Origin of the sequence: Sphingobium sp. TKS, from assembly GCF_001563265.1 — a bacterium.
GTDB lineage: Bacteria > Pseudomonadota > Alphaproteobacteria > Sphingomonadales > Sphingomonadaceae > Sphingobium.
The window spans coordinates 120,001-143,049 of the sequence record NZ_CP005084.1 but is presented as its reverse complement, the minus strand read 5'-3'; the positions used below and the strand labels follow the sequence as shown (position 1 = coordinate 143,049).

The 23,049-nt window shown below is 62.3% G+C and carries 25 protein-coding genes, 1 tRNA gene, 2 rRNA genes and 1 pseudogene (1 of these 29 only partly in view); 12 read left to right on the top strand and 17 right to left on the bottom strand.

The window, feature by feature from the left end; genetic code table 11:
• The 9 genes from cydB (at nucleotide 1) to K426_RS21585 (ending at nucleotide 7,640) form a co-directional block, all read left to right on the top strand.
• Entirely contained in the window at nucleotides 1–999 is a 999-nt protein-coding gene (cydB, locus tag K426_RS21620; RefSeq protein ID WP_066563745.1) for a cytochrome d ubiquinol oxidase subunit II, read from the top strand.
• Nucleotides 999–1,103 carry a DUF2474 family protein gene (locus tag K426_RS31485; RefSeq protein WP_145907578.1) on the top strand — a complete coding sequence of 35 codons (105 nt, stop codon included), beginning with the start codon at nucleotides 999–1,001 and terminating at the stop codon, nucleotides 1,101–1,103. Before cydB ends, K426_RS31485 begins: the two co-directional genes overlap by 1 nt.
• Before the next feature lie 293 nt (nucleotides 1,104–1,396).
• A complete protein-coding gene (locus K426_RS21615; RefSeq protein WP_066563742.1) occupies nucleotides 1,397–1,942 on the top strand; it encodes a thermostable hemolysin in 546 nt (181 codons plus the stop codon).
• A complete protein-coding gene (locus tag K426_RS21610) occupies nucleotides 1,939–3,972 on the top strand; it encodes an AMP-binding protein (RefSeq protein ID WP_066562293.1) in 2,034 nt (677 codons plus the stop codon). The genes K426_RS21615 and K426_RS21610 overlap by 4 nt, the downstream gene beginning before the upstream one ends.
• Nucleotides 3,959–4,729, top strand: coding sequence for an SDR family NAD(P)-dependent oxidoreductase (locus K426_RS21605; RefSeq protein WP_066562291.1), 771 nt, complete (start codon nucleotides 3,959–3,961; stop codon nucleotides 4,727–4,729). The genes K426_RS21610 and K426_RS21605 overlap by 14 nt, the downstream gene beginning before the upstream one ends.
• A gap of 43 nt (nucleotides 4,730–4,772) precedes the next feature.
• Nucleotides 4,773–5,414 carry a tetratricopeptide repeat protein gene (locus K426_RS21600; RefSeq protein WP_066562289.1) on the top strand — a complete coding sequence of 214 codons (642 nt, stop codon included), beginning with the start codon at nucleotides 4,773–4,775 and terminating at the stop codon, nucleotides 5,412–5,414.
• A 17-nt stretch (nucleotides 5,415–5,431) separates the two neighbouring features.
• Complete coding sequence (locus K426_RS21595) at nucleotides 5,432–6,052, top strand: class I SAM-dependent methyltransferase (RefSeq protein WP_066562287.1); 621 nt, start codon at nucleotides 5,432–5,434, stop codon at nucleotides 6,050–6,052.
• A gap of 17 nt (nucleotides 6,053–6,069) precedes the next feature.
• The gene (locus K426_RS21590; protein WP_066563739.1) at nucleotides 6,070–6,690 is read left to right on the top strand and encodes an RNA polymerase sigma factor; all 621 of its coding nucleotides are present in this window, start codon (nucleotides 6,070–6,072) and stop codon (nucleotides 6,688–6,690) included.
• Nucleotides 6,687–7,640, top strand: a complete 954-nt coding sequence (locus tag K426_RS21585) for a FecR family protein (RefSeq protein ID WP_066562285.1) — start codon at nucleotides 6,687–6,689, stop codon at nucleotides 7,638–7,640. Before K426_RS21590 ends, K426_RS21585 begins: the two co-directional genes overlap by 4 nt.
• Nucleotides 7,641–7,752: 112 nt before the next feature.
• On the opposite strand, the gene K426_RS21580 is transcribed toward K426_RS21585, so the two are convergent.
• Nucleotides 7,753–8,601, bottom strand: coding sequence for a class I SAM-dependent methyltransferase (locus K426_RS21580; protein WP_237230136.1), 849 nt, complete (start codon nucleotides 8,599–8,601; stop codon nucleotides 7,753–7,755).
• 17 nt (nucleotides 8,602–8,618) lie between these two features.
• Here K426_RS21580 and K426_RS21575 point away from each other — a divergent pair, with 17 nt between their 5' ends.
• Nucleotides 8,619–9,068 carry an Rrf2 family transcriptional regulator gene (locus K426_RS21575; protein WP_066563737.1) on the top strand — a complete coding sequence of 150 codons (450 nt, stop codon included), beginning with the start codon at nucleotides 8,619–8,621 and terminating at the stop codon, nucleotides 9,066–9,068.
• 130 nt (nucleotides 9,069–9,198) lie between these two features.
• Here the strand turns inward: K426_RS21575 and K426_RS21570 are convergent, their stop codons facing one another.
• The 6 genes and pseudogenes from K426_RS21570 to K426_RS31475 all read right to left on the bottom strand — a co-directional run.
• Entirely contained in the window at nucleotides 9,199–9,861 is a 663-nt protein-coding gene (locus K426_RS21570) for a peroxiredoxin-like family protein (protein WP_066562282.1), read from the bottom strand.
• A 473-nt stretch (nucleotides 9,862–10,334) separates the two neighbouring features.
• Nucleotides 10,335–10,658: a DUF5983 family protein gene (locus K426_RS21565; protein WP_066562280.1), complete on the bottom strand. Its 324-nt coding sequence runs from the start codon at nucleotides 10,656–10,658 to the stop codon at nucleotides 10,335–10,337.
• A gap of 302 nt (nucleotides 10,659–10,960) precedes the next feature.
• Nucleotides 10,961–11,536 (bottom strand): type II toxin-antitoxin system VapC family toxin, encoded by a 576-nt coding sequence (locus tag K426_RS21560; RefSeq protein ID WP_066562278.1) that lies wholly within the window; start codon nucleotides 11,534–11,536, stop codon nucleotides 10,961–10,963.
• Between the two features lies 1 nt (nucleotide 11,537).
• Nucleotides 11,538–11,801, bottom strand: a complete 264-nt coding sequence (locus K426_RS21555; protein ID WP_197672819.1) for a hypothetical protein — start codon at nucleotides 11,799–11,801, stop codon at nucleotides 11,538–11,540.
• A 124-nt stretch (nucleotides 11,802–11,925) separates the two neighbouring features.
• On the bottom strand, nucleotides 11,926–12,054 hold the full coding sequence (locus K426_RS32875; protein ID WP_257721824.1) for a hypothetical protein: 129 nt from the start codon (nucleotides 12,052–12,054) through the stop codon (nucleotides 11,926–11,928).
• 179 nt (nucleotides 12,055–12,233) lie between these two features.
• Nucleotides 12,234–12,494: pseudogene (locus K426_RS31475) on the bottom strand (FAD-dependent oxidoreductase); the annotation flags it as partial.
• A 16-nt stretch (nucleotides 12,495–12,510) separates the two neighbouring features.
• Here K426_RS31475 and K426_RS31470 point away from each other — a divergent pair.
• On the top strand, nucleotides 12,511–12,660 hold the full coding sequence (locus tag K426_RS31470) for a hypothetical protein (RefSeq protein WP_197672818.1): 150 nt from the start codon (nucleotides 12,511–12,513) through the stop codon (nucleotides 12,658–12,660).
• Nucleotides 12,661–12,822: 162 nt separating this feature from the next.
• On the opposite strand, the gene pcaF is transcribed toward K426_RS31470, so the two are convergent.
• From pcaF to K426_RS21535, 3 genes are read right to left on the bottom strand one after another with little or no spacing between them, the layout of a single operon-like run.
• Complete coding sequence (gene pcaF / locus K426_RS21545; protein WP_066562275.1) at nucleotides 12,823–14,031, bottom strand: 3-oxoadipyl-CoA thiolase; 1,209 nt, start codon at nucleotides 14,029–14,031, stop codon at nucleotides 12,823–12,825.
• 12 nt (nucleotides 14,032–14,043) lie between these two features.
• Nucleotides 14,044–14,685 (bottom strand): 3-oxoacid CoA-transferase subunit B, encoded by a 642-nt coding sequence (locus K426_RS21540; protein WP_066563732.1) that lies wholly within the window; start codon nucleotides 14,683–14,685, stop codon nucleotides 14,044–14,046.
• A 16-nt stretch (nucleotides 14,686–14,701) separates the two neighbouring features.
• Nucleotides 14,702–15,391, bottom strand: a complete 690-nt coding sequence (locus K426_RS21535) for a 3-oxoacid CoA-transferase subunit A (protein ID WP_066562273.1) — start codon at nucleotides 15,389–15,391, stop codon at nucleotides 14,702–14,704.
• Nucleotides 15,392–15,493: 102 nt separating this feature from the next.
• Between K426_RS21535 and K426_RS21530 the strand changes: the two genes are divergently transcribed.
• Entirely contained in the window at nucleotides 15,494–16,264 is a 771-nt protein-coding gene (locus K426_RS21530) for an IclR family transcriptional regulator domain-containing protein (protein WP_066562272.1), read from the top strand.
• Nucleotides 16,265–16,328: 64 nt separating this feature from the next.
• Here K426_RS21530 and K426_RS21525 read toward each other — a convergent pair whose 3' ends face one another.
• The 7 genes from K426_RS21525 to K426_RS21495 form a co-directional block, all read right to left on the bottom strand.
• Complete coding sequence (locus K426_RS21525; protein WP_066562271.1) at nucleotides 16,329–17,120, bottom strand: class II aldolase/adducin family protein; 792 nt, start codon at nucleotides 17,118–17,120, stop codon at nucleotides 16,329–16,331.
• Between the two features lie 82 nt (nucleotides 17,121–17,202).
• Entirely contained in the window at nucleotides 17,203–18,099 is an 897-nt protein-coding gene (locus tag K426_RS21520) for an ABC transporter substrate-binding protein (RefSeq protein WP_197672817.1), read from the bottom strand.
• 37 nt (nucleotides 18,100–18,136) lie between these two features.
• Complete coding sequence (locus K426_RS21515) at nucleotides 18,137–19,393, bottom strand: TonB-dependent receptor domain-containing protein (RefSeq protein ID WP_066562266.1); 1,257 nt, start codon at nucleotides 19,391–19,393, stop codon at nucleotides 18,137–18,139.
• Nucleotides 19,394–19,740: 347 nt separating this feature from the next.
• A complete protein-coding gene (locus K426_RS21510) occupies nucleotides 19,741–20,076 on the bottom strand; it encodes a hypothetical protein (protein ID WP_066562264.1) in 336 nt (111 codons plus the stop codon).
• 458 nt (nucleotides 20,077–20,534) lie between these two features.
• Nucleotides 20,535–20,608: transfer RNA gene (locus K426_RS21505), tRNA-Met, on the bottom strand.
• A gap of 75 nt (nucleotides 20,609–20,683) precedes the next feature.
• Nucleotides 20,684–20,798: ribosomal RNA gene (rrf, locus tag K426_RS21500) — 5S ribosomal RNA — on the bottom strand.
• Nucleotides 20,799–20,928: 130 nt separating this feature from the next.
• Nucleotides 20,929–23,049, bottom strand: a 23S ribosomal RNA gene (locus K426_RS21495) (it continues 677 nt past the right edge of the window).

Here is a 23,049-nt window from a genome sequence, read left to right as displayed (position 1 = left end):
ATGTTCGACCTTACCGTCATCTGGGCCGCCATCATCGGCTTCGCGATCGTGGCCTATGTCGTCATGGATGGCTTCGACCTCGGCATTGGCATCCTCTTTCCGCTGCTCAAGGTGGGCAAGGACCGGGACACCGGCATGAACAGCATCGCGCCAGTGTGGGATGGTAATGAGACCTGGCTGGTGCTGGGCGGCGGCGGGCTGCTCGCGGCCTTTCCTCTGGCCTATGCCATCATCCTGCCCGCGCTCTACGCACCGCTGATCGCCATGCTGCTGGGCCTGGTCCTGCGCGGCGTCGCGTTCGAGTTCCGCTGGCGCGATCCGGCGCACCGGGCGTGGTGGGATCTGGCCTTCACCGGCGGATCGGGAATCGCGACCTTCGCGCAGGGCGTGGCGTTGGGCGCCCTGCTGCAGGGTATCAGCGTATCGGGACGGGCCTATGCGGGCGGATGGTGGGAATGGCTGTCGCCCTTTTCCATCCTGACCGGATCAGGGTTGATGATCGGCTATGCACTGCTGGGGGCATGCTGGCTGAACTGGAAGACGGAAGGCGCTCTGCAGCGGCAGGTCGCGACCTATGCGGGACGCCTGGCAATCGCCTTGTTGGCTGTGATTGGTGCGGTCAGCCTCGCCACGCTCACGCTGGAGGCGAGCTACCAGAGTCGTTGGCTCGGTTGGCCCGGCGTTCTGGCCACCGCGCAGGTGCCGCTGGCCACGCTCATCGTCACGGCGCTGTTCTACCGCAGTCTTTCACGCCGCAAGGATGCCCAGCCATTCTTCTGGGCGCTTGCACTATTCGGGCTGTGCCTGCTGGGCCTGGGCATCTCGATCTGGCCCTACGTGATCCCCGCGCGGGTCACGATCTGGGAAGCGGCAGCGCCCTATCGCAGCCAGTTGTTCATGCTGATCGGCGGTGGCGCGCTGGTGCCGGTGATTCTGGCCTATACGGCCTGGGCTTACTGGGTATTCCGGGGCAAGGTTGGCAGCGAGGGCTATCACTGATGCGCGCCACTCTGGTTCGCATGGGCTGGTTCGTCGCGATCTGGGCGATCAGCGTCGCCGCGCTAGGGCTATTGTCTCTCCTTATCGGCAGCTGGCTGTCATGATAGCGGAATGCCCGAGACGATCCGCGATACCCTGCTCTCCGATCTAAAATTGGCTGGCTTCCTGCGATAACGGGGAGCCAGGTCCGTTAGGGTGCCGGTAACGCACCAAATTCAGTCGCGCCGTCTGAAAATATCTTCCTCAAACCTGCCATGCCTTCAAACGGCGTGTCGCAAACGACGAGAGCGATGCCGTCCGCCACCAAAAAAACCGGCCGGGACCAAAAAAATCCGTCCGCCAACTGAGGAAGAAGATTCGGCCTGCCGTCTCATCCGCAAATGCCGAGGTATTGCTGATGATCGAGACGAATTCGAGCAATCTGATACGACGCAGATATTCGAGTGTTCACGGCGCACGGGCGCAACCCTGCTTTTCCAACATGCTCGACGTTGCGCGAGCCGGGGCGCCAAGGGCAGTGCTGGGATACCGCCGCGCAGGCAACGAACCACTGTTTCTGGAATGTTATCTTGATGCGCCGGTGGAGGACTGTCTGACGGCCGCATTGGACCGGCCCATCGTGCGCAAGAGCGTGATCGAGATCGGCAGCCTTGCCGCCGACGATGCCTTTGCGATGGTCTCGCTCTGGGCAATGGCCGCAAACGATCTTGGAGGCGAATGCGAAATTGCCGTCGCGACCCTGACCGCGCCCTTGCGGCAGATGTTCAGGCGCATGGGCGTGCCATTGCATACGCTCGCCCCAGCCAGGGCGGACCGGGTCGGCGATCCGGAAATCTGGGGACGTTATTATGATAGCGATCCCTTGGTCTGCGCCGGACTCATAGCCGAGGGGCAGCGCGCGATCGGCGCCTATCTTTCCGCGCGCCGGAATATTGCGGCATGACCCGCCTGCTTCCGAGCATCCGCAGGCATGCTTCCGCGCAACCGGGCGGCATCGCGCTCGATCCCGTGGTCGGGCCGCCCGTGACATGGGCCGAGCTTGCAGAACGGGTCGCGTCCGAGGCCGTTCGCTATCGCGCGCAGCGGCACGGCGTTCCTGCGGTCCTCAGCCTCGACCATGGGGTCGAAGCCGCGGTGCGCGAACTGGCCCTGCTGGAAGCTGGCGTCCCCGTGCTGTCTCTGCCGACATTCTTCACGTCCGATCAAGCGAACCATGCCTGCTCCGCCTGTGGTGCGACAGGCGAACCCGCGGCGCCACCAAAGCCTGGGCCGTCCCTGCTGCCCGAGGGAACGGCCCGGATCACCTTCACTTCCGGATCGACCGGCGCGCCCAAGGGCGTATGCCTCTCAGCCAGCCACATGCTGAACGTTGCAGGCGCGGTGGTGGAAAACGTCGGGTCAACCCATGCGGGCCGGCACTGCGCGCTACTGCCGCCGGGCATCCTGCTGGAGACGGTGGCCGGCTTCTTCGCCACCATGCTGGCCGGCGGCACCTATGTCTGCCCGCCGCAGCAGGCGCTGGGGCTGGCCGATCCGTTCCGCCCCGATTTCGGCCGCATGGTGCGCATGATTGCCCAATGGCGCATCACTTCGCTGATTCTCGTGCCCGAATATCTGGCCGGCATTGTCGTTATGCTCGAGCGAACCGAGCTCCGCCTGCCGGACCTGACACTCGTGGCGGTGGGCGGCGCGCGCGTTGCGCCCGAACTGCTTGCGCGCGCCCGGCGAGTCGGGCTTCCGGTGCGCCAGGGCTATGGACTGACCGAATGCGGTTCGGTGGTTTCGCTTGAATCCGGTGCAGACGCGGCCAGCGGGTCCGTCGGGCGGCCACTGGGCCACATGCAGGCCTGGGTCGCGGAGGATGGCGAGATCATGCTGGAAGGCGAGATGTTCCTCGGCACCATCGGCGAACCGCGCCTGCCCGGTCCCTTCGCCACCGGCGACATCGGACGGTTGGACGAGGCGGGGCGGCTGTGGATCGAGGGGCGCAAGTCCGCCCTGATCGTCACCAGCTTTGGCCGCAATATCTCGCCCGAATGGGTCGAGACGCAGCTGACGGCACAACCGGCAATCCTGCAGGCGATGGTCCATGCCGACGGGCTGCCAGCGCCAGAAGCGCTACTGGTTCCAGCGTTGTCCGAAGCGGACCTTGCCGCCGCGATCGAGGCCGCGAATGCGGCGCTGCCGGCCTATGCCCGCGTGGCGCGATGGCGCGAGGTTTCCCCCTTCACGACCGACAACCGCATGCTGACGGGTAACGGCCGCCTGCGCCGCAAGGCGATTGCCGAGGCATGGCTGGAACGCGATCCACCCTTCTTCGACGAACTGGAGGCGGCGACCTTTCGCGACCGGCTGCGTTTCCTGACGATCCCGCAGGTCCGGGCGGGGCTGGCGGGCGCCATCGGGCGCCGCGCCTATATCGACTATCTGGGACAGGCCTATCATCATGTGCGCCACACCGTCCCGCTGATGCAGGCCACCCGCGCCCGCTTGCTGGACCGCCCCGAACTTGTCGCCGCGCTCGACGACTATATCGAGGAAGAGACGGGCCATGAGGAATGGATCCTGTCCGACATCGCCGCCGCCGGTGGCGACGCCGATGCCGCCCGTAACAGCGAACCCCATCCGGCGACCCGCGCCATGGTGGAACATGCCTATGCCCGTATCGCATCGGGCAACGCGGCCGCCTTCTTCGGCATGGTCTATGTGTTGGAAAGCGTCAGCGTGGCGCTGGCCCAGCGCGGCGCGAACGCGGTGGCGGAGCGGCTTGGCCTGCCCCCGGAGGCCTTCACCTATCTCACTTCTCACGGTGCGCTGGATCAGCATCATATGGCGTTCTTCGCCGGGTTGGTGAACGGACTGCCAAACGAGGACCGGGATGCGATCCTGTCCATGGCGCGCGAGATGTTCGGCCTGTTCGGCGCCGTTTTCGCCAGCATTGAACTGGAGGATGCACAGCATGTCGCGGCATGAAGCCTCAAGGCTCGACGGTCTGCGCGTCATGATGACGGGTGCGGCAGGCGGGATCGGCACGCCGGTCGCCCGGATGCTGGCCGAGGCGGGCGCGCATATTACCGGCATCGACCGCAGCGAGTGTACCGCGTGCCATGCCAGCATCGTCACCGACCTGTCCGACGATAGCGCCCTGACGGCACTGGCGCAGCGGCTGGAAGATGAATGTCCGGACATTCTGGTCAATGTCGCGGGCGTGATGCGGTTCGGACTGCATGAAAGCCAGCCGATCGAGGCGCTGGCCCTGTGCTACCGGGTCAACCTGCTGGTGCCCGCGGTGCTGGCTCGCGCAGTCGCGGCGCCGATGCGGGCGCGCGGATCAGGGCAGATCGTCAATGTCGGCTCCGTGCTAGGGGCGATCCCCTATCCCTGGTTTGCCGCCTATTCGAGCAGCAAGGCGGGCCTTGCCGCGCTGAGCCAGGGGCTGCGCCGCGAACTGATCGGCAGCGGCGTCACTGTCACGCACGTCAACCCGCGCGCGGCGCGCACACCCTTCAACAATGGCGAGGTGAACCGCTTCCTCGCGCTTACCGGCATGAAGGCGGACGAGCCGGAATGGGTCGCACGACGCATTGCCTCTGCCATCGTCGAACGACGGGAGACTGTGAGCATCGGTGTGATGGAACGGGTCTACGCGGCCCTGAACGCCATCGCGCCAAGGATCGTCGACAATGGCCTTGCCGGGCAGATCCGCAAGGCCCGCGCCGAATTCAGCTGATCGTCCGGGCAGAACCCGGCACCATCGTGAAGGAGAGAAGTCCATGAAAATCCGCACCGCCCTTACGGCCCTGGTCCCGCTGCTCGCCATGCTCGCGCCCACCGCCGCCTTCGCCGACATGGCAAGCGACGTGAAGGCCGTGAACGACGGCTGGGCACATATCGCTTACGAGGTGCAGGGATCGAGCACCCAAACCAAGGCGCTCGATCAACTGGCAAAGCAGGCCAACACGCTCGTCGCACGCTATCCGGGCAAGGCAGAGCCGCTGCTGTGGGCCGGAATCGTCACCAGCGAACAGGCCAACCGCGCCAACTTCTTCCACAAGCTTGGCCTTGCCACGCGGGCGCGCGACCTGATCGCCAAGGCCTATGCCATCGATCCGCGCGCGGCCGACGGCGGCGCGGCGCTAAGCTTGGGCGTCCTTTATTACAAGGTGCCCGGCTCGCCGCTCGCCTGGGGTGATGGCGACCGGGCGGTCAAGCTACTGAGGCAAGCGCTGGCGATCGATCCGGACGGCCTCGATTCCAACTATTTTTACGGCGACTATCTGCTCGATCGGGGCGACAAGGCCAGCGCGCGCGCCTATCTGCAAAAGGCGTTGCGCGCGCCGCATGACGCCAGCCGCCCGGTCTGGGATGCAGGCCGTCGCCGCGAAGTGCGCAACCTGCTCGCCAAGGCGGCCTGAGCGGAAGGCGACCCTTCATGAGCTTCGCTGGAAGCCTGGCCCGGCAACTCGCCCATCCGAGGGGCAGTTCAGGACGCCTGCTCGGCAGCGCAATGGATGTGCTCAACCGCCGGCCGATGCGCCTTGCCCTCGACATGCTGGCGATCCGGCCCGGCGAGGACGTGCTTGATGCCGGATGCGGCACGGGCGCGGCTCTGGCCGAGATGCGTTGGGCCGGTCCGGCATCGCTAACGGGCATCGACCGATCCGATGTCATGCTGAACATGGCGCATCGATCGCTCGGCGGCACAGCCACGCTGATAGCGGGCGATCTGGGGGCGCTGCCGCTGGAGGACCGCTCCATGGACGCGGCGCTGGCGCTGAACATACTGTATTTCGATGGAAGCGACCACGGCTTCGTGCGCGAATTGCATCGCGTGCTGCGGCCCGGGGGCCGGATGGTCGCCTACGTCACACATCGCGGCACGATGGAGGGCTGGGCCTTCGCCCGGGAGGGGCTTCATCGCCTGTACGACGCCGATGATCTGCGCGCAGCACTCATCGCGGGCGGGTTTGCGGAAACAGAGGTGGAGGTGCATGAAGTGGCGGTGACTCGCTCGGTCCGGGGACTTATTGGCCGGGCCCGACGCGGATCGTGATCGCCGCGGAGAAACGGATGGGGGCAGGTCAGGACGAACCGCAGGGCGCGGGTCTTGCCAGGCTGCTCGAAGTGCACCGGGCCGAACTGCTGCGCTTCCTTTGCGGGCGATGCGGATCGCGGGACGAGGCGCAGGACGTCATGCAGGATCTGTGGATCAAGGCGCGCGCACAACCCGCCGGGCCGATCGGCAATCCACGCGCCTATCTGTTTCGCATGGCCAACAACATCGTGCTCGACCGCCTGCGGGCCGCGCAGAGGGCAATGCGGCGCGAACGGGCCTGGCTTGAAGAGGATCATGGGGGCGTGGCCGAAGCACCGGAGGTGCGGATCGACGCCACCGAGCCTGTCGATGAAGCGATTGCCCGTCGGCAGGAAGCGGAAATCCTGCGATCGGCCATCGCCGGCTTGCCCGAAGGCGCGGCGCGCGCCCTGCGTCTCTATCGGTTCGAGGGGATGGGTCAGAGTGAAATCGCGCAAGTTCTTGGAATTTCTCGCAGTGGCGTGGAAAAGCATCTGGCGCTGGCGATGAAGCATTTGCGGGCGGCTCTGGCGAACTGCGGATCATTTGCAGCGGCGGCGTCGCAGGATCATGGGGCAGACGACGGCGCAAAGCCGCGAATGGAACAGGGACGATGAACCGCGAGAACCAAGCCAATCTTTCCGATGCGATGCTGTCCGAAGCCGCGGAGTGGCACCTGCGCTGCGTGGACCAGCAGGCGGACGCGATCAACTGGGACGCCTTCACCGCCTGGCTTGAAGCGGACCCGCGCCACCGGGTCGCGCTCGACCAGATGGCGCTGACGGCCGATGCCCTCGATCGCCATGGAGATGCGCTCAGCGTCGCCGACGGTAGCGAAGCAGCTCCCACGCCGCGTCGGCGCCGGGCCTATTGGCGCTGGGGCGGGCTGGCGGTCGCCGCCTCGCTCGCCATGATCATCGCCGTGCCGCAATTCATGACGCCTGCACCAAGCGTCTACGTGACGGACGCCGGCAGCCGGCGCATCGCCCTGGCGGATGGATCGTCCGTCCTGCTGGCGCCCCACAGCCGCCTGGCCGTGGATGGGCGCGCGCAGGATCGCATCGCCATGACTGGCGGCGCCACGTTCGACATCCGCCACGATCCCTCACGCACGCTGACGATTTCCACCGGAGACGTCAGCATCAGCGATATCGGCACCCGGTTCGACGTGCAGCAACAGGACCATGTGGTGCGCGTCGCCGTGGCCGAGGGCAAGGTTCGGGTCCACGCCGAAACGATGGCGCAGCCCGTCTCGCTCAGTGCCGGGAACGAGCTGACCTTCGATATGGATGGCGGGATCTCGGTGGTTGCTCCGGTAAAGGCGACCAATGTTGGATCCTGGCAGGATGGGCGGCTATCCTATGATAACGCCGCGCTCCCTCTGGTCGCAGCCGATCTGCGCCGTTATGCCGGGGTCAGGGTGGAGGTGCCGGCTGCATTGCGCTACCGGCGCTTTTCGGGGACTCTGATTGTCGACGATGGCGAAAAGGCTTTGCGCGATCTGGTCGAGCTCATGGATCTGCGTCTGAGCGGCCATGTTGGCGCCTGGCATCTGGAACAGCGCTGAGGCTCGCGAGGCAGGCACGCTGGCGAAAAAGAAATCGGGCGGCGATCTCTCCGATGCGTTGAGCGAGTTTGCCCGCAAACTGCGGATTTCCATCGGCGACGACACTAAATCGTCAACGTTGAGCGGTCGCTATCAACGCGGTCGAAGGGATGGCAAGCGTAAGTCGGGTTCCAGCCATCTGCCGCGCTTCGGCAATGACTGCCTCTTTCTCCCTATCGTTCAGGCTGCTCCAATCGGGTGACATACCAAATAAGGTGTCGGGATCGCCAAGGGCCGACACATCAAGTTCATAGTCATGCGTGACATATTCGATCTGGGGATCGCGATATCCGGCAGCGATCAATTCGCGGGAAAAATCCTCCGGTTCGCTCAGTGCCTTCACGCCTTCTGGCATTGTCATGCCTTCGCGTTCGGGGAAGAGCTTTCGGCGGATCTGGCCAAGCAGCAGAAAGGTAGCTGCGCCGCGGTCCTGCCATGTGGCGATGACTCCGTAGCCGCCGGGACGGGTTACACGCGCCATTTCCGATAATCCCTTGCGCCAGTCGGGAAACATGATCACCCCAAAGATAGAGAAAACCGCATCGAACGCCGCATCAGGAAGCGCGAGCGCCTGTCCATCCATGACGCGCGTCTCCACATTGGACAGGCCATGGGCTGCGATGCGGGCAACCATGCCCGGCGAGAAGTCGGTCGCCAGAACCTGCGCTCCGGTTCGGGCTGCGGCCAAAGCAAGTGCGCCTGTACCTGCGGCGACGTCCAGGACGCGGCTCGCAGGCGTCAGGAAAACCCGCGCGAGCGCCGCGTCGGCATAATGTGCCGTAAAAGGGTGGGCGGTTTTCTCATAATGCAGGGCGGCAGTGTCCCAATGATCAGGGCTTTCGAACTCTCTCATATCTTCACTCCGTGAATCATGTAACATAATAAGTATCGTGATTGATCGCTCTTGCCAATTGCGGCGCACATGCGAAGGATCGTCCCGTGCGAAACGACAGCCGCCTTTCCCGGATGCTTCATGTCCTGCTCCATATGGCACGGCAGGACGGACCCATGACATCGGAAGAAATCGCGCGGATGCTCGGCACCAATTCGGTGGTGATCCGCCGTACCATGGCGGGATTGCGGGAAGCGGGTTATGTGCTCTCGGAAAAGGGCCATGGCGGCGGCTGGGTAATCGTAACCAACCTGGAAAAGATTTCCCTTCTCGACGTTCACCGCGCGGTTGGCGGCCCACGCATCTTCGCGATAGGCAACGAGCGCCAGAACCCGGACTGTGCGGTCGAAAAGGCCGTCAACTCAGCCTTGGAAGGCGCATTGGCCGAAGCGGAGGCTTTGCTGATTGCCAGGCTGGGGGCTGTCAGCCTCGCGGAACTGGCCCGGAATTTCAATGCGCGATGTGATGTGAAAGGTGCAAAAGCGCATATCCGATGATCCGGCGACGGACAGAGATATGTCGATCAAGCAGGTCTGCGCGATGCAGCCCTGCGACTGGCTCGACATGCCCAGACCAGCATCAGCGCATTGCAGCACCCTCATTCCGCAGGAAAGCGGCATCATTTCATCAGTCACGATTCTGGTCGACATGGCGCAGGACCGTGTCCGCTTCCGGGCGATCCAGCCAGTCGGGACTGACCTGCAACCAGCGCACGACGCGTCCGGCGCCAACGAGCAGGAAAGCGGGCTGGGGCAATTCCCAACTGCCCGTGCCGGTCACTTCACCGATCCAGCCGGACGGCGGCGGCGACGGGCGGTGATCGGGCTGGAAGCTGATATGCAGCAGCCGCGCCAGGCCATTGTCGGCATCGGTCGCGACATGGAAGGGCAGATCATGCCGCGCCTTGATTTCGCGCAGGAGAAGGGGCGGCTGCGGACTCAATGCCACGAGTGGGATGCCCCGTTGTCTCAAGGCAGGAAACAGCGCTTCCGCATAATGGGGCAAAGCGATGTTGCAGGCCGGGCAACCCGCATAGCGAAAGAAGACGAACAACGCAGCGCCATCAGCGGTGAGCTCGTCCAGGCTCAGCGTGTCGCCGTCCACCTCCACGAAGGACAAGGGTGGCAACACCGTACCGGGTTGGGCCACGGCGGCGGGATCGAAACGTTCCAGCAACTGGTTGCGCTGCCGCGCATTGCCCTCAAGCTGAGCGGGGGGCCAGCTCCTCTCGCGCTCCGCCTGCAGGGCGGCATAGCGGGACTTGAGCGTTTCGTTGACTGTGGTGGCCATGATGATCTCCTTCGCCGTGCAAGCCCTTTTTGGCGGCGGCCGCCGGGCGCCGCCAATGAGACTTGGCCCGTCAATCACGAAGAATGATCATAGATCCATTTTTCAAGCGGTAGCCACACTGTAAGGCGCGACGGGGTCGAACACGTTCACATCTACGGAAATGGTGGGCATTTTCGTCACTCCTTCATTCCGTTCCCCGAACGGCCTTACAGCGCCCATGGGAGACGACGGACTCACCACCCCGCTAAGCGATCATGGCGAGTAGCGTTTGATGGCGCTCGGGAACTGTACTGGTGGTGCGGATCGGCTGCATTGGATCGTTGGTGCGGATCACGAACTGGGGCATGCCGGTTACGCGTCGCTCCTGAAGGGCAACCGAATAGGCATGATCGAATGAAGGAGCGCAGCCCGTTTGGCGGACAGCGCGTGCGGGATTGGATGCGTGGACATGAGGAAACACCCTTCATGGATAATCATGGGTCGGGAAAGACAGGCAGGTCAGGCATGGATGGCTCGTCGCGATCGAAGAGAATCCAGGATGCATCCGATTCGAACGCGGCGGTCAGGATCGCCCAGAACTCTGGGGATATATGAGAAGTCCTCTCGTCCCCACGCATGACGACCTCGGTGTGGACGAAGAAACCATAACCATGAGGTTCTATGATCAGGTCTGGATGCGCAACCTCGATCCGCCCACCGGCATTGCGGGGCGAGTTGGCGATGATCCTGTCGATTTCTTCTCGTTCGGCGACGGGCAAGTGCGCAGTCGAACAGACAAAAATGGTGGTACGGCGCATAGCGGCCTCCCAATATACAAGGAATTCGAACGGACGACCGGCGTCAGCCGGAAGCGGGCGTCACCGCGACCGTCTCCTTGCTCGCCGTCAACGGGAGAGCGTGGGACCATGGCGGGACATCTTCATGATCAGCGCGTCGCCGACCGCCTGGATGCCATTGTCATGGGATTGGGATTTCTGACGCATGGAGGCCATTTTCCGGCCACATCAAATCCCTACCCCCTCCCCTCAGCAGGATACGATGGGCGCAAGTGGATGAGCGCCGCCACCGGCTGGATATCGATTCAATCGACAGGGAGCGGCTAGGCTCTCTTGCCCGATCGATACATAAGGACTCGTCCAGTCGGCACGAGTTGAAGAAGGAGATCGAACTCGATGATATTACCCGTGACGACGGTAAATCCGAGCTTTTGCGCTTGGAGGAACAGGGTGCAGTCTTGCAGCGCCTTGAGCCGTTGATGCCGCGCATAGCCTTGCAATCGGCTCAGCATGCCCGCGAGCAAGGCAGCCCGCCCCAGAATCTCGGCATCGGGTGTGAAAACGCGGTGCGCGGGCATGGCTTCGATCTGCTTGCGGATGATAGTGATCACCGGACCTGTTCGTTTATCCTTGGGATCGAGCGCACCAGCCGAATGCATGAGTTCCTGGATGGCGACCGTCGAATGATTGACCTGCCGCGTGTCGATCAGACGCTCAACGACCGAAGGCGCGTGGCCCTGCATCTGGTCGATATAGACGCAGGTATCGAGCAACAGCGGCTGGCCGACCAGTTCCTCTTCGCTGGCGAAGGGGAGTTCGCTGTCCGCCCGCCGCGCAAGCGTCCTACCCGGATCGAACCGGGCCCAGCGCAGCGCGCCCGCAATATCAAATGCCACCACGTCAGAAACCCAGCTTCAGATCCGGGTCCACTTTGCCCCGAGCAGCCTTGAAGGCCTCGGAGAATTTGTCTTCGAGCGCGAGGTTCGCGAGGGCGAATTCAATGAGGTCGGTATCCGTCTGGATGCCCGTTTGCGCCTTGGCCTGCCTGACGAGCGCGGCACTCACACGGCCACCGATACGACCGCCCTTCTCCTTGAGGAGGCCCGAACGTTCGGCGGCCGCCATCACGGCTTCGACCCGCACATTCTGGGCGGAGACGATCACGTCGGCGGCGCTCCGCGCCTTGCCCCGAACTTGCTTTGCGGAGAGTGGCTCCGATCCATGCGATTTTGCCATAATGTCCAACAATATGAAATTTTGTCTAACGTAACGCAGCGGTGCTCTCAGATCAAGACTGGCCGTGGTCGGCCGAGGTTGAACTATCATCGCGCCCAGAGGCGATGGCCGGACCGTAAGGGTCCGACCAGTCGATATTGTCGAGAATCCATTGCGGCACGAAATCCCAATCGAAGCACATCGGATAATCATCTTCCACACGCCGCTAGGCCTCATCCCGTATCAGGCATATCGGGCCGGTTCTCCCCCAATTGTCCAGGAAATCACCGCCATGCAACGCCTTCATAGACGCCGGCCGGGCGCTGCGGTTCTGGCCTCGCGAACTGGCAGTCGACCTCGACGCGCAGCCCTTGGCATGACCTAACGGCGAAGCGGCGTTCGCCGGGCGAGATCGTTGCGGATCGTAGTCGCGGCGACGCCGCCTTCGCCCATCGCGTGACTGATCTGGTCCAGACCCAGCACCACGTCGCCGGCCGCGTAAAGCCCCGGAACATCGGTCCGTTGATGCGCATCGACCGTGAGGCATCCCTCAATCGAAAGATGGGCGCCAACCTGGGTCGCCAGCTCGGAACGGATATCCGAACCCAGCGCCGGGTACAGCGCATCGAAGACGAGCGTGCCATCCGCCATTGTGAGGATGAGGCTCACCCAGATCCTACGGGAACGCTGGACCGATCTCCTGCTGCTGATGGCCGAGCAGGCGCTCGCATCCGGCTCGCCCGGCAACAACCCGAGAGTTCCGGACAGCGAGACCATCCAGACTCTTTATCGCGAAGCCTGGACATGACGAACAGCCGTTCCCAACGCGTAGCCCCCGGTGCCGGACGCGGCACCGGGCAAGCTATCGCAAGTACGCTTGCATAGCGAGGGGCAGTCGATCATCACTGTCCCGGGGCTGCGTGGATGATCTCGCTCGGAAGCCGCCGGTCGTCCCGCAACGACGACCGGATCAGACCCGCTCGACCGCCAGCGCCAGACCCATTCCCACGCCGATGCACAGCGTCGCGATGCCGCGCCTGCCCCCCGTTTTCTCCAACTGGTGGACCAGCGTCATCGCCAGCCGCGCGCCGGACATGCCGAGCGGATGACCCAGGGCGATGGCGCCGCCATTGGCGTTCACGTGCGGTGCATCGTCGGGCAAGCCCAAACCGCGCATCACCGCCAGGCTTTGACTGGCGAAGGCTTCGTTGAGTTCGATCGCGTCGAAATCCCCGATGCCGAGGCGGAGGCGCGTCAGCAGCTTCTGCGTGGCGGGAAGCGGGCCGATCCCCATGACCCGCGGCTCCACGCCGGCCGACGCCATGCCCAATATGCGCGCGCGGGGCGTCAGCCCATAGGTTCTGGCCGCAGCTTCGCTCGCCACGATCATGGCAGCGGCGCCGTCGTTGATACCCGATGCATTGCCCGCCGTGACGGTGCCATGGGGGCCGAAAAGCGGCTTCAGCTTCTGAAGCGCGTCGATGCCGGTGTCGGCACGGGGATGCTCGTCGACCGCGAACTCCATTGTCTCGCCGCCTTTCCTGCCCGGCACGGAAACCGGCATGATTTCTTCGGCAAGAAAGCCGCTCGCCTGCGCAGCACCGGCGCGCTGCTGGCTGCGCAGGGCGAAGGCGTCCTGATCCTCGCGGCTGATGCCATGATCCTGCGCCACATTCTCGCCCGTGCGCGGCATCGTCTCCGTGCCGTAGAGCGCATCGAGCGCCGGGTTGACGAAGCGCCAGCCCATCGTCGTATCCTCCAGCTTCTGGGCGCGGCCGAAGGCGCTGTCCGACTTGCCCATGACGAAGGGCGCGCGCGACATGCTCTCGACGCCGCCCGCGACGGCAAGGGCCATTTCGTCGCTGCGGATCGCCCGCGCCGCCGCACCCACCGCTTCCAGGCCGGACGCGCACAGGCGATTGAGCGTAACGCCCGGCACTGTATGAGGCAGGCCTGCCAGCAGCAGGCTCATGCGGGCGACGTTGCGATTATCCTCGCCGGACTGGTTGGCGCAGCCATAGAAGACTTCCTCGATGGCCGAGGCGTCGAGACCGGGATTGCGCTCCAGCAGCGCCTTCATCGGCATCGCCCCCAGATCATCGGCGCGAATCCTGGCCAGGCCACCGCCATAGCGGCCGATGGGGGTGCGGACGGCATCGCAGATGAAGGCTTGCGTCATCCGAAAATCCTTTCAGGCGGAGAGATCGAGCGACAGGCCGGTGAGACGGCGCAGCTCTTCAAGGGTGAGACCATCGACCAGTTCGGTCGCGCGCGCGCCCTGCGGACCGACGTCGAAGACGGCAAGGTCGGTGTAGACCCGCGACACGCAGGCAAGGCCGGTGAGGGGGTAGGTACAGCGTTCGACCAGCTTGGGTTCGCCCTGTTTGGTCAGCAGTTCCATCATGACGAAGGTCTGCTTGGCGCCGATGGCAAGGTCCATCGCCCCACCGACGGCGGGAATCGCGTCCGGCTCTCCGGTGTGCCAGTTGGCAAGGTCGCCGTTGACGGAAACCTGGAACGCCCCCAGCACGCAAATGTCGATATGACCGCCGCGCATCATCGCGAAGCTGTCGGCATGATGAAAGAAGGCGCCGCCGGTCAGCAGGGTCACGGCCTGCTTGCCCGCGTTGATCAGTTCCCAATCCTCCTCGCCGGCGGCGGGTGCCGGCCCCATGCCGAGCAGGCCATTCTCGCTCTGCAGGAATATCTCGCGTTCCTGCGGCAGATAATTGGCGACCTTGGTGGGGAGACCGATGCCAAGGTTCACATAGGCGCCCTCTGGAATGTCGCGCGCAACGCGCTGCGCCATCTGGTCACGATTGAGACGGTTCATGGAATATCTCTCCGGTTCAGGCTGCATCGGCATGGACGGTGACGGAATCGATCTGGACGACGCGCTGGACGAAGATGCCCGGCGTCACGATCACTTCCGGGTCGAGCGCGCCCAGCGGCACGATCTCACTGACCTGCGCGATGGAGGTGCTGGCGGCCATCGCCATGATCGGGCCGAAATTACGGGCCGTCTTGCGATAGACGAGATTGCCCCAGCGGTCGCCCCGCTGTGCCTTGATCAGCGCGAAATCGGCGTGGATGGGATATTCCAGCACATGGTTGACCCCATTGATCTCTCGGGTCTCCTTGCCCTCCGCCAGCAGCGTGCCGTAGCCGGTCGGGGTGAAGATCGCGCCCAGCCCCGCACCGGCAGCCTGAATACGCGCGGCAAGATTGCCCTGTGGCACCAGTTCCAGCTCGATCCTGCCTGCGCGATAGGCCGCGTCGAAATGGTGCGAGTCAGACTGGCGGGGGAAGGAGCAGATGATCTTCCTCACCCGGCCTTCACGGATCAGCGCAGCGACACCCTGCTCGCCATTGCCCGCATTGTTGTTGATGATCGTCAGATCGCCCACGCCGCGCGCGATCAGCGCGTCGATCAATTGGTCGGGCATCCCCGCCGTGCCAAAGCCGCCGATCATCACGGATGCGCCGTCGAAAATGTCGGCGACCGCCGCCTGTGCCGACTCGATGCTTTTGTCGATCATGATCCTCACTCCTGATGGCGGGGATGTGCGACTGGACAGGAAGAGCGTCAACCGATAAACGATCATATAACCGATAATCGGTCAATATATGGAGGACGGACCATGGGCGAATTCGGCGAACTGGATCGATCCGGAGACCCGGAATTCATGGCATCGCTGGCCCGTGGCCTGGCGGTCATGCGCTGCGTCGCGGAGGCGCAGCGGCCAGTCACCATCGCCGATGTCGCGCGGCGCACGCAGCTCAGTCGGGCGTCGGTGCGCCGCTGCCTCTATACGCTCGCGATGCTCGGCTATGTGGGACAGGACGAGCATGGCTATGCCGTCCGGCGCAAGGCGCTGGTGCTGGGCCATCCCTATCTTTCCCTGAACGCGCTCGCCGCGCGGGCGCAGCCGTTGCTGGATGCATTGCGCGACGAACTGGGCGAGTCCTGCTCGCTCGGCATCATGGAAGAGGATCAGCTTTATTATGTGGCGCGCGGCGAAGCGATGCGCATCATGTCGGTCGGCCTGCGGGTCGGCAGCCGCCTGCCGCTTTATTGCACCTCCATGGGCCGCGTGCTGCTGAGCGGCCGGTCGGACGAGGAGCAAGAGGCCTATCTGGCCCGCACGGACATCAAGGCGCTGACACCGCGCACCGTCACCGATCGCGCGCGACTGCTAATCCTGTTCCGCAGTGTGGGTCGGGAAGGCTATGCGCTGGTCGATGAGGAACTGGAAATGGGTCTTCGTTCGATCGCGGTCCCGGTGACGGATCGCGGCAAGGTGGTCGCCGCGCTGAATATCGGCACTTCAGCGCAACGCATTTCGGTCGAGGAGATGCGGCAGCGCTTTCTGCCGGCATTGCAGGCGACCGCTGAACGATTGAGGTTGTGAACGACGCTTCGCAAACCCCATTCCGCCCTCTGCGGCGGCGATACTTTTTGTCCGCTTGTGTCCTTCAGGCATCGAAGCCGGGCGATTGGCGCTCCGCCTTGCGAAGCGCCGCTTCCCAGACGATGTCATAGTGCGGCTTGGCACCCTCGGCGGGCTTGCGTTCGCGGCTCATCTGGCGGCGGACTTCCTCCTGAGCGGCTTCCGGGGCGATCAGCACCTTGTCGCGGCCGGCGGCAAGGCTGCGGACCTGCGCCTTGCAGGCTTCCTCCAAATGATAGATGCCGCTGAACGCCTCGCCCGGCGTCGATCCCAGCGCCAGCGTGCCGTGATTGCGCAGCAGCATGACCTTGGTATCACCCAGATCGGTCACCAGTCGTTCCCGCTCGTCCAGGTTGAGCGCCACGCCCTCATAATCATGATAGGAGAGACGCGGGATAAGGCTGAGCGCCCGCTGGTTGAGCGGCAGCAGCCCTTCGGCATGGGCCGACACCGCCACGCCGTCGGCGCTGTGGAAATGGGCGATATAGTGCGCATCTTCCCGTGCGCCGTGGATCGCGCTGTGGATCACATAGCCCGCATAGTTGATGCCGTAATCGCTCTCCCCGATGACATTGCCGTCGAGGTCGACCTTGACCAGGCTGGACGCCGTGATCTCATCGAACATCAGGCCGAAGGGGTTGATCAGGAAATGATGTTCCGGCCCCGGCACGCGGGCGGAGATGTGGGTGTAGATGAAATCGTCCCAGCCATAGAGGGCGGAAAGGCGATAGAAAGCGGCAAGATCGACGCGGACCTTCCATTCCGCTTCGCTGATGCCCGACTGGCGGAAACGGTCATCCTTCAAGACTGTAGCCATGGCGATGCTCCTTTGCGCGGGATTTTAGGGAAGCGGCAGGGCGCCGCCCAATGAGAATGGCTGATGAATGGATTGGCGCTGCTCATACCGGGAATATGCCCGCGTCCACGATCGAGGCGACATCGATATGGGCGGGCAGTTCGCCATCGGCATGGAAACGATCGACCACCCGTTGCAGCAGCTTCACCACCGCCGCGTCGGGCGCGATCAGCAGCGGGTTCTGTCGCTCTACGATCAGGGCGGCGAGCTTCGGGTCAACCTTCGTCTGCCGCGCGAAGAGGCAGGCATAGTCGGCGGGATGCGCCCGCGACCATCGGCCCGCCTTGCGGAGGCGGCCAAGGACGTCGCGCAAGGCTTCGCGCTTCGCCGGGTTGTCGAGCGCGGCCTGGGACGCGGCGATCAGGGTCAGGCCGCTATTGATCCCCTCTCCGTCGCGCAGCACCCGAGCGCCGCGTTGTTCCGCGGCAAGCTGGTAGGTGCCGAAGGTCGCCCAGGCTTCGATCCGCCCGGCGGCAAAGGCGGCGGCGGCGTCATTGGGCAGCATGAAGCCGATATCGACCTTCCGCCGGTCGAGCTTCGCTTCCTTGAGCGCTTCGAGCAGCAGATAATGGGATATGCTGCCCCGCGCGCTCGATACGATCACGCGCTTGCCCGCCAGCCCGGCAACCGATCGGATCGGAGAGTCGGCGGGGACGATGATGGCGATATCCTTGGTCGACGAAATCGAGCCCGCAATGATCTTCAGCGGCACCCCTGCCGAGGCCGCCAGCACTACCGGCAGGTCGCCTGCCGGAGCGGTATCCACCGCTCCCGCGTTGAGCGCCTCCAGCAGCGGCGCGGCGCCAACGAAATTCGCCCACTCGACATCATAGGACAGGCCGTTCAAGGCGCCTGCCGCCTCCGCCTTCGACTGGAGGAGGTGGACCTGATCGCCCAGCACCAGCTTGGTGCGCCCGCCCTGCCCCGCGCAGGCGGTCAAGCTAAGCGCAGCGGCTCCAGCAAGGAAGGTACGGCGATCAGAAAGCAAGCGCGATCCGTCCATAATAATAGCCTCCCGCCGGATTGAAGGGCGACGGACCATAATAGCCCTGCCCCGTCTGGGGATTGCCCGGCCCGTTGGTTTCGGGGCGGACGTCGAACAGGTTGGTGGCACCGGCCGAAAGCGTGGCGAACTTCGTCACTTTGGCGCTGATGCTGGCGTCGGTGATGATCTTCGCGCCGAAATGCCGGTCGTCGCCCGCCGCCGTGCGCTGCGTATATTTGCCATAGCGGGTGGCGGTGAGGCTGAGGCCGAAAATGCCCTTGCTCCAGTTGAGCGTACTGACCAGCTTGCTATGCGGCTGGAGCACTTCCAGTTCACCGATCTTGTCGCCGCCGAAGAAGACCGATCCCGCGCCCAGCAACGAAGCGCCGGTGGGGCCGAACAATTGCGACGGGGTGGCGACGACATCCGTCACCTTCGTCTTCGAATAGTTGAAAGCGAGGGTCAGGCCCAGCTTGCCCAGATCGCCAAGGCTCTTCGAATAATCGGCGACCAGATCAAAACCCTTGGTCGTGGTGTCGGCGGCGTTGATGAAATATTCCGCCTGCTCGATGTCCGACAGACCGTTGGCGGCAAGGATGGCGGAAATGCCCGTGCCGAACAGGCGGCCGGTACGCTCGATCCGGTTCTTGATGCGGATATAATAGCCGTCGAGCGTCACCGACAAGGACGGCGCAGGCGTGAAGACGAAACCCAGCCCTGCATTCCAGGTCTTTTCCGCCTTCAGCGGCTTGGCGCCGAGCAATTGGCCGACGGTGGAATCCGCCGTCACCAGCTTTGCTACGGTGGGCCGCAATTCCGTCTGGCCAGTCGCCGCGTTGAAGAAGGAAGAGGTGCGCCCATCGGTCTGGGCATAGCCGATCTGCGTCAGCGACGGCGCGCGGATCGCGGCGCCGATATACCAGGCGTCGAGCGGATAGATTCCGTGATCGATATAGCCCGCATAGACTTTGCGGCTGATGTCGGCTTCATCGGCGGGCGACAGAACAATCGCCCCCTGCACCACGGGCGAGGCCGTGACGCCGACATTCCAGTCATATTGCTGGTCGCCGGGCCGGAAGCTGTAGGTCGCCGGTTGATAGGCCAGCGGGTCGCCCGCAAAGGTACGAAAACGGTCGAGCCGATATTCGCCGCCGATGGAGATTTGCAGCGGCTTGGCCAGACCGATTTCGACTTCCCGGTGCAGATCGACATTGTGGGTCCATTGCCGGGATACTAAATTTCGACGCACATGGTTGAAGATTAAAGATTTGCAAAATTCTAAAATTTGCAGATCCAACAAGATTACCAACAACCTTATGGAACCTACTTCGACTTCTATAAATCCCTTGGTTCTTTGGGTCAATACCAACAAATTTTCGTTCTTGTCGAGGTGATGGACGAATCCCGAATTTAGACCTAACTTCCAAGCCGGGGGACTTGATGCCGAAGATCTAAATCTCGGAAGGCTATGCCCAACAGACCAGCTAGACCGCTTTGAATGAAACGCAGCTGGCGCAACGATACTCGCCCGTCGCGATCTCGATTGGACTTTCCCGGGCCGGGCCACATCGTCAACCCGATGGAGCGCTAAGTGCCTCATGCACTTGGTCGGCTGATGATCAGTACGCTCATCGATCCGATCTGGCGCGGAACATAGACATCGTCGACATAGACGGCCAGCACCGGTTCCTGGATCGGGTCGCTTTCGCCCACGCTGGTGAGATTGCGCTGCTCCAGCAAGTCGGGCGTGAAGGCCGAAATGGCGATAGCTGTCTTTTGCAGATCAGTCGCCCGGCGTTCAGCGGTGACGATGATTTCACCCCTGGCATGAGCATTGTCTGTGGGCTGTAGCTGGGCTTGGGAGGTTTCAAGGACCATAGGAAACAAGACACATAGGGTGCCCGCCAGAAGAAGCTGATCGGAAAATTTCATACTTTGGCCTGCCAAAGCTGCCCCGCGCAGCACAATTTATCTACTATATTAATAGACAATTTGGTCAAATGATTCGTGGCGGTTCACCCATAAGCTACGCTCAAGGTTGCGCGGGTTAGCCGATGCCTTCGCCATTCTTGGATTTAATGTAATTTTGGTCCCTAGCAAGCGACCGATGATGTTTTTCGCGTGAGCGCAAATTTCTAGGAGTGACGGTCAGCTTAGGCTTCCCTCGCGCGCAAGCGGAGGTCGCGCTCGTTCGTGATAAACGGTCAGTCATAGGTGGAACGCAAGACCGCAGCCGAAATCGCGAAATTCACTAAATCTTAGAGACGAATTTCCGCTACTGGCTGGGAACGCAAAGTCTTCCGCACAATTGCAGGACGGCGAGACCGTATGCCAGCGACTGGGCAGCGATGTGGCTGAAACAACAGTATTAGACTTCCTGAAACGTCTTGAGACGGGGGCAGGATTTGAACCTACGACCTTCAGGTTATGAGCCTGACGAGCTACCGGGCTGCTCCATCCCGCGACACTAGAGATCGCTGCGGAGGCCGCATACTGGGTGTGAATGGGTTGTGTATGTTTTCAAAGCGCGAGCTGCAATGCCTGGCGACGCCCTACTCTTCCGGGGCTTGAGCCACAGTACCATCGGCGCAGACTGGTTTCACGGCCGAGTTCGGGATGGGATCGGGTGGGTCACAGACGCTATGGTCACCAAGCAATGAAGCTTGCGCTTTGGGTTTCAATCGATGCCGTGCATTTTACGGTAGATATATCTGGCTTGAGGTTGATCACCACGTTCGATGAGCGACGCTGGGATTATCCAGCACTGTCATTGATGGTGGGACTCTCAGGCGCGATCAGAGCAATTAGGACCGGTTAGCTCCATATGTTACCACACTTCTACATCCGGCCTATCAAGGTCGTGGTCTACGACCGCTCGAAGAAATCTTATCTTGAGGGAGGCTTCCCGCTTAGATGCTTTCAGCGGTTATCCCGTCCATACATAGCTACCCTGCTGCGCCCTTGGCAGGACGACAGGTACACCAGAGGTATGTTCAACCCGGTCCTCTCGTACTAGGGTCAACTCCTCTCAAATTTCGACGCCCACGGCAGATAGGGACCAAACTGTCTCGCGACGTTCTGAACCCAGCTCACGTACCACTTTAATTGGCGAACAGCCAAACCCTTGGGACCTGCTCCAGCCCCAGGATGTGATGAGCCGACATCGAGGTGCCAAACGATTCCGTCGATATGAGCTCTTGGGAATCATCAGCCTGTTATCCCCGGCGTACCTTTTATCCGTTGAGCGATGGCCCTTCCACGAGGGACCACCGGATCACTATGACCGACTTTCGTCTCTGCTCGACTTGTCAGTCTCGCAGTCAGGCGGGCTTATGCCATTGCACTCTAACAGACGGTTTCCAACCGTCCTGAGCCCACCATCGCGCGCCTCCGTTACTCTTTAGGAGGCGACCGCCCCAGTCAAACTACCCGCCACAGAGGGTCCCTGCACCGGATAACGGTGCGAGGTTAGACATCAGAAAACAACAGGGTGGTATTTCACCTATGGCTCCACGACAACTGGCGTCATCGCTTCAAAGCCTCCCACCTATGCTACACAGTTCTTTCCTAATGCCACTCTGAAGCTGCAGTAAAGGTGCACGGGGTCTTTCCGTCTAACCGCGGGTACTCCGCATCTTCACGGAGAATTCAATTTCGCTGAGCATATCCTGGAGACAGTGGGGAAGTCGTTACGCCATTCGTGCAGGTCGGAACTTACCCGACAAGGAATTTCGCTACCTTAGGACCGTTATAGTTACGGCCGCCGTTTACCTGGGCTTCAATTCAGTGCTTGCACACCTCCTCTTAACCTTCAGGCACCGGGCAGGCGTCAGGCCCTATACGTCGTCTTGAAGCCGACTTAGCAGAGCCCTGTGTTTTTGCTAAACAGTCGCTACCCCCTGGCCTGTGCCCCCCACAAGTGCTTGCGCATATGTGGGGCCTCCTTCTTCCGAAGGTACGGAGGCAATTTGCCGAGTTCCTTCAGGATACTTCTCTCAAACGCCTTGGTATACTCTACCATTCCACCTGTGTCGGTTTAGGGTACGGTCTATACGGAGGGGCTATTTCCTGGGACAACTTCCCTGCCTGGACCAATCCAATAAGGCCAGACAAGTTACGCCATCCGTCACACACCTCCAGGCCCACGAATATTAACGTGGTTCCCATCGACTACCCCCTTCGGGCTCGTCTTAGGGGCCGGCTTACCCTGCTCAGATTAGCTTTAAGCAGGAACCCTTGGAATTTCGGCGACAGTGCATCTCACACTGTTAATCGCTACTCATGTCTGCATTCGCACTTCCGATACCTCCACCACCCATTACCAGATGGCTTCAACGGCCTACGGAACGCTCCGCTACCGCTCAGATCAAAGATCTGAACCCTAAGCTTCGGTGCACGTCTTGAGCCCCGTTACATCTTCGCCGCAGAACCTCTTATTTAGACCAGTGAGCTGTTACGCTTTCTTTAAAGGATGGCTGCTTCTAAGCCAACCTCCTGGTTGTTTTGGAAGTTCCACATGCTTTCCCACTTAGACGTGACTTGGGGACCTTAGCTGTAGGTTAGGGCTGTTTCCCTTTTGACGACGGACCTTAGCACCCGCCGTCTGTCTGCCGGACTAGACTCGTTGGTATTCGGAGTTTGGTTAGAGTTGGTAGATCTCGCGACCCCCGCATCCATCCAGTGCTCTACCCCCAACGGCAATCATCCGACGCTCTACCTCAATAGATTTCGCGGAGAACCAGCTATTTCCCGGCTTGATTGGCCTTTCACCCCTAAACACAACTCATCCGATAATTTTTCAACATTAAACGGTTCGGCCCTCCAGTGCGTGTTACCGCACCTTCAGCCTGGTCATGCCTAGATCGCCGGGTTTCGGGTCTAATGCATCATACTCAATCGCCCTAT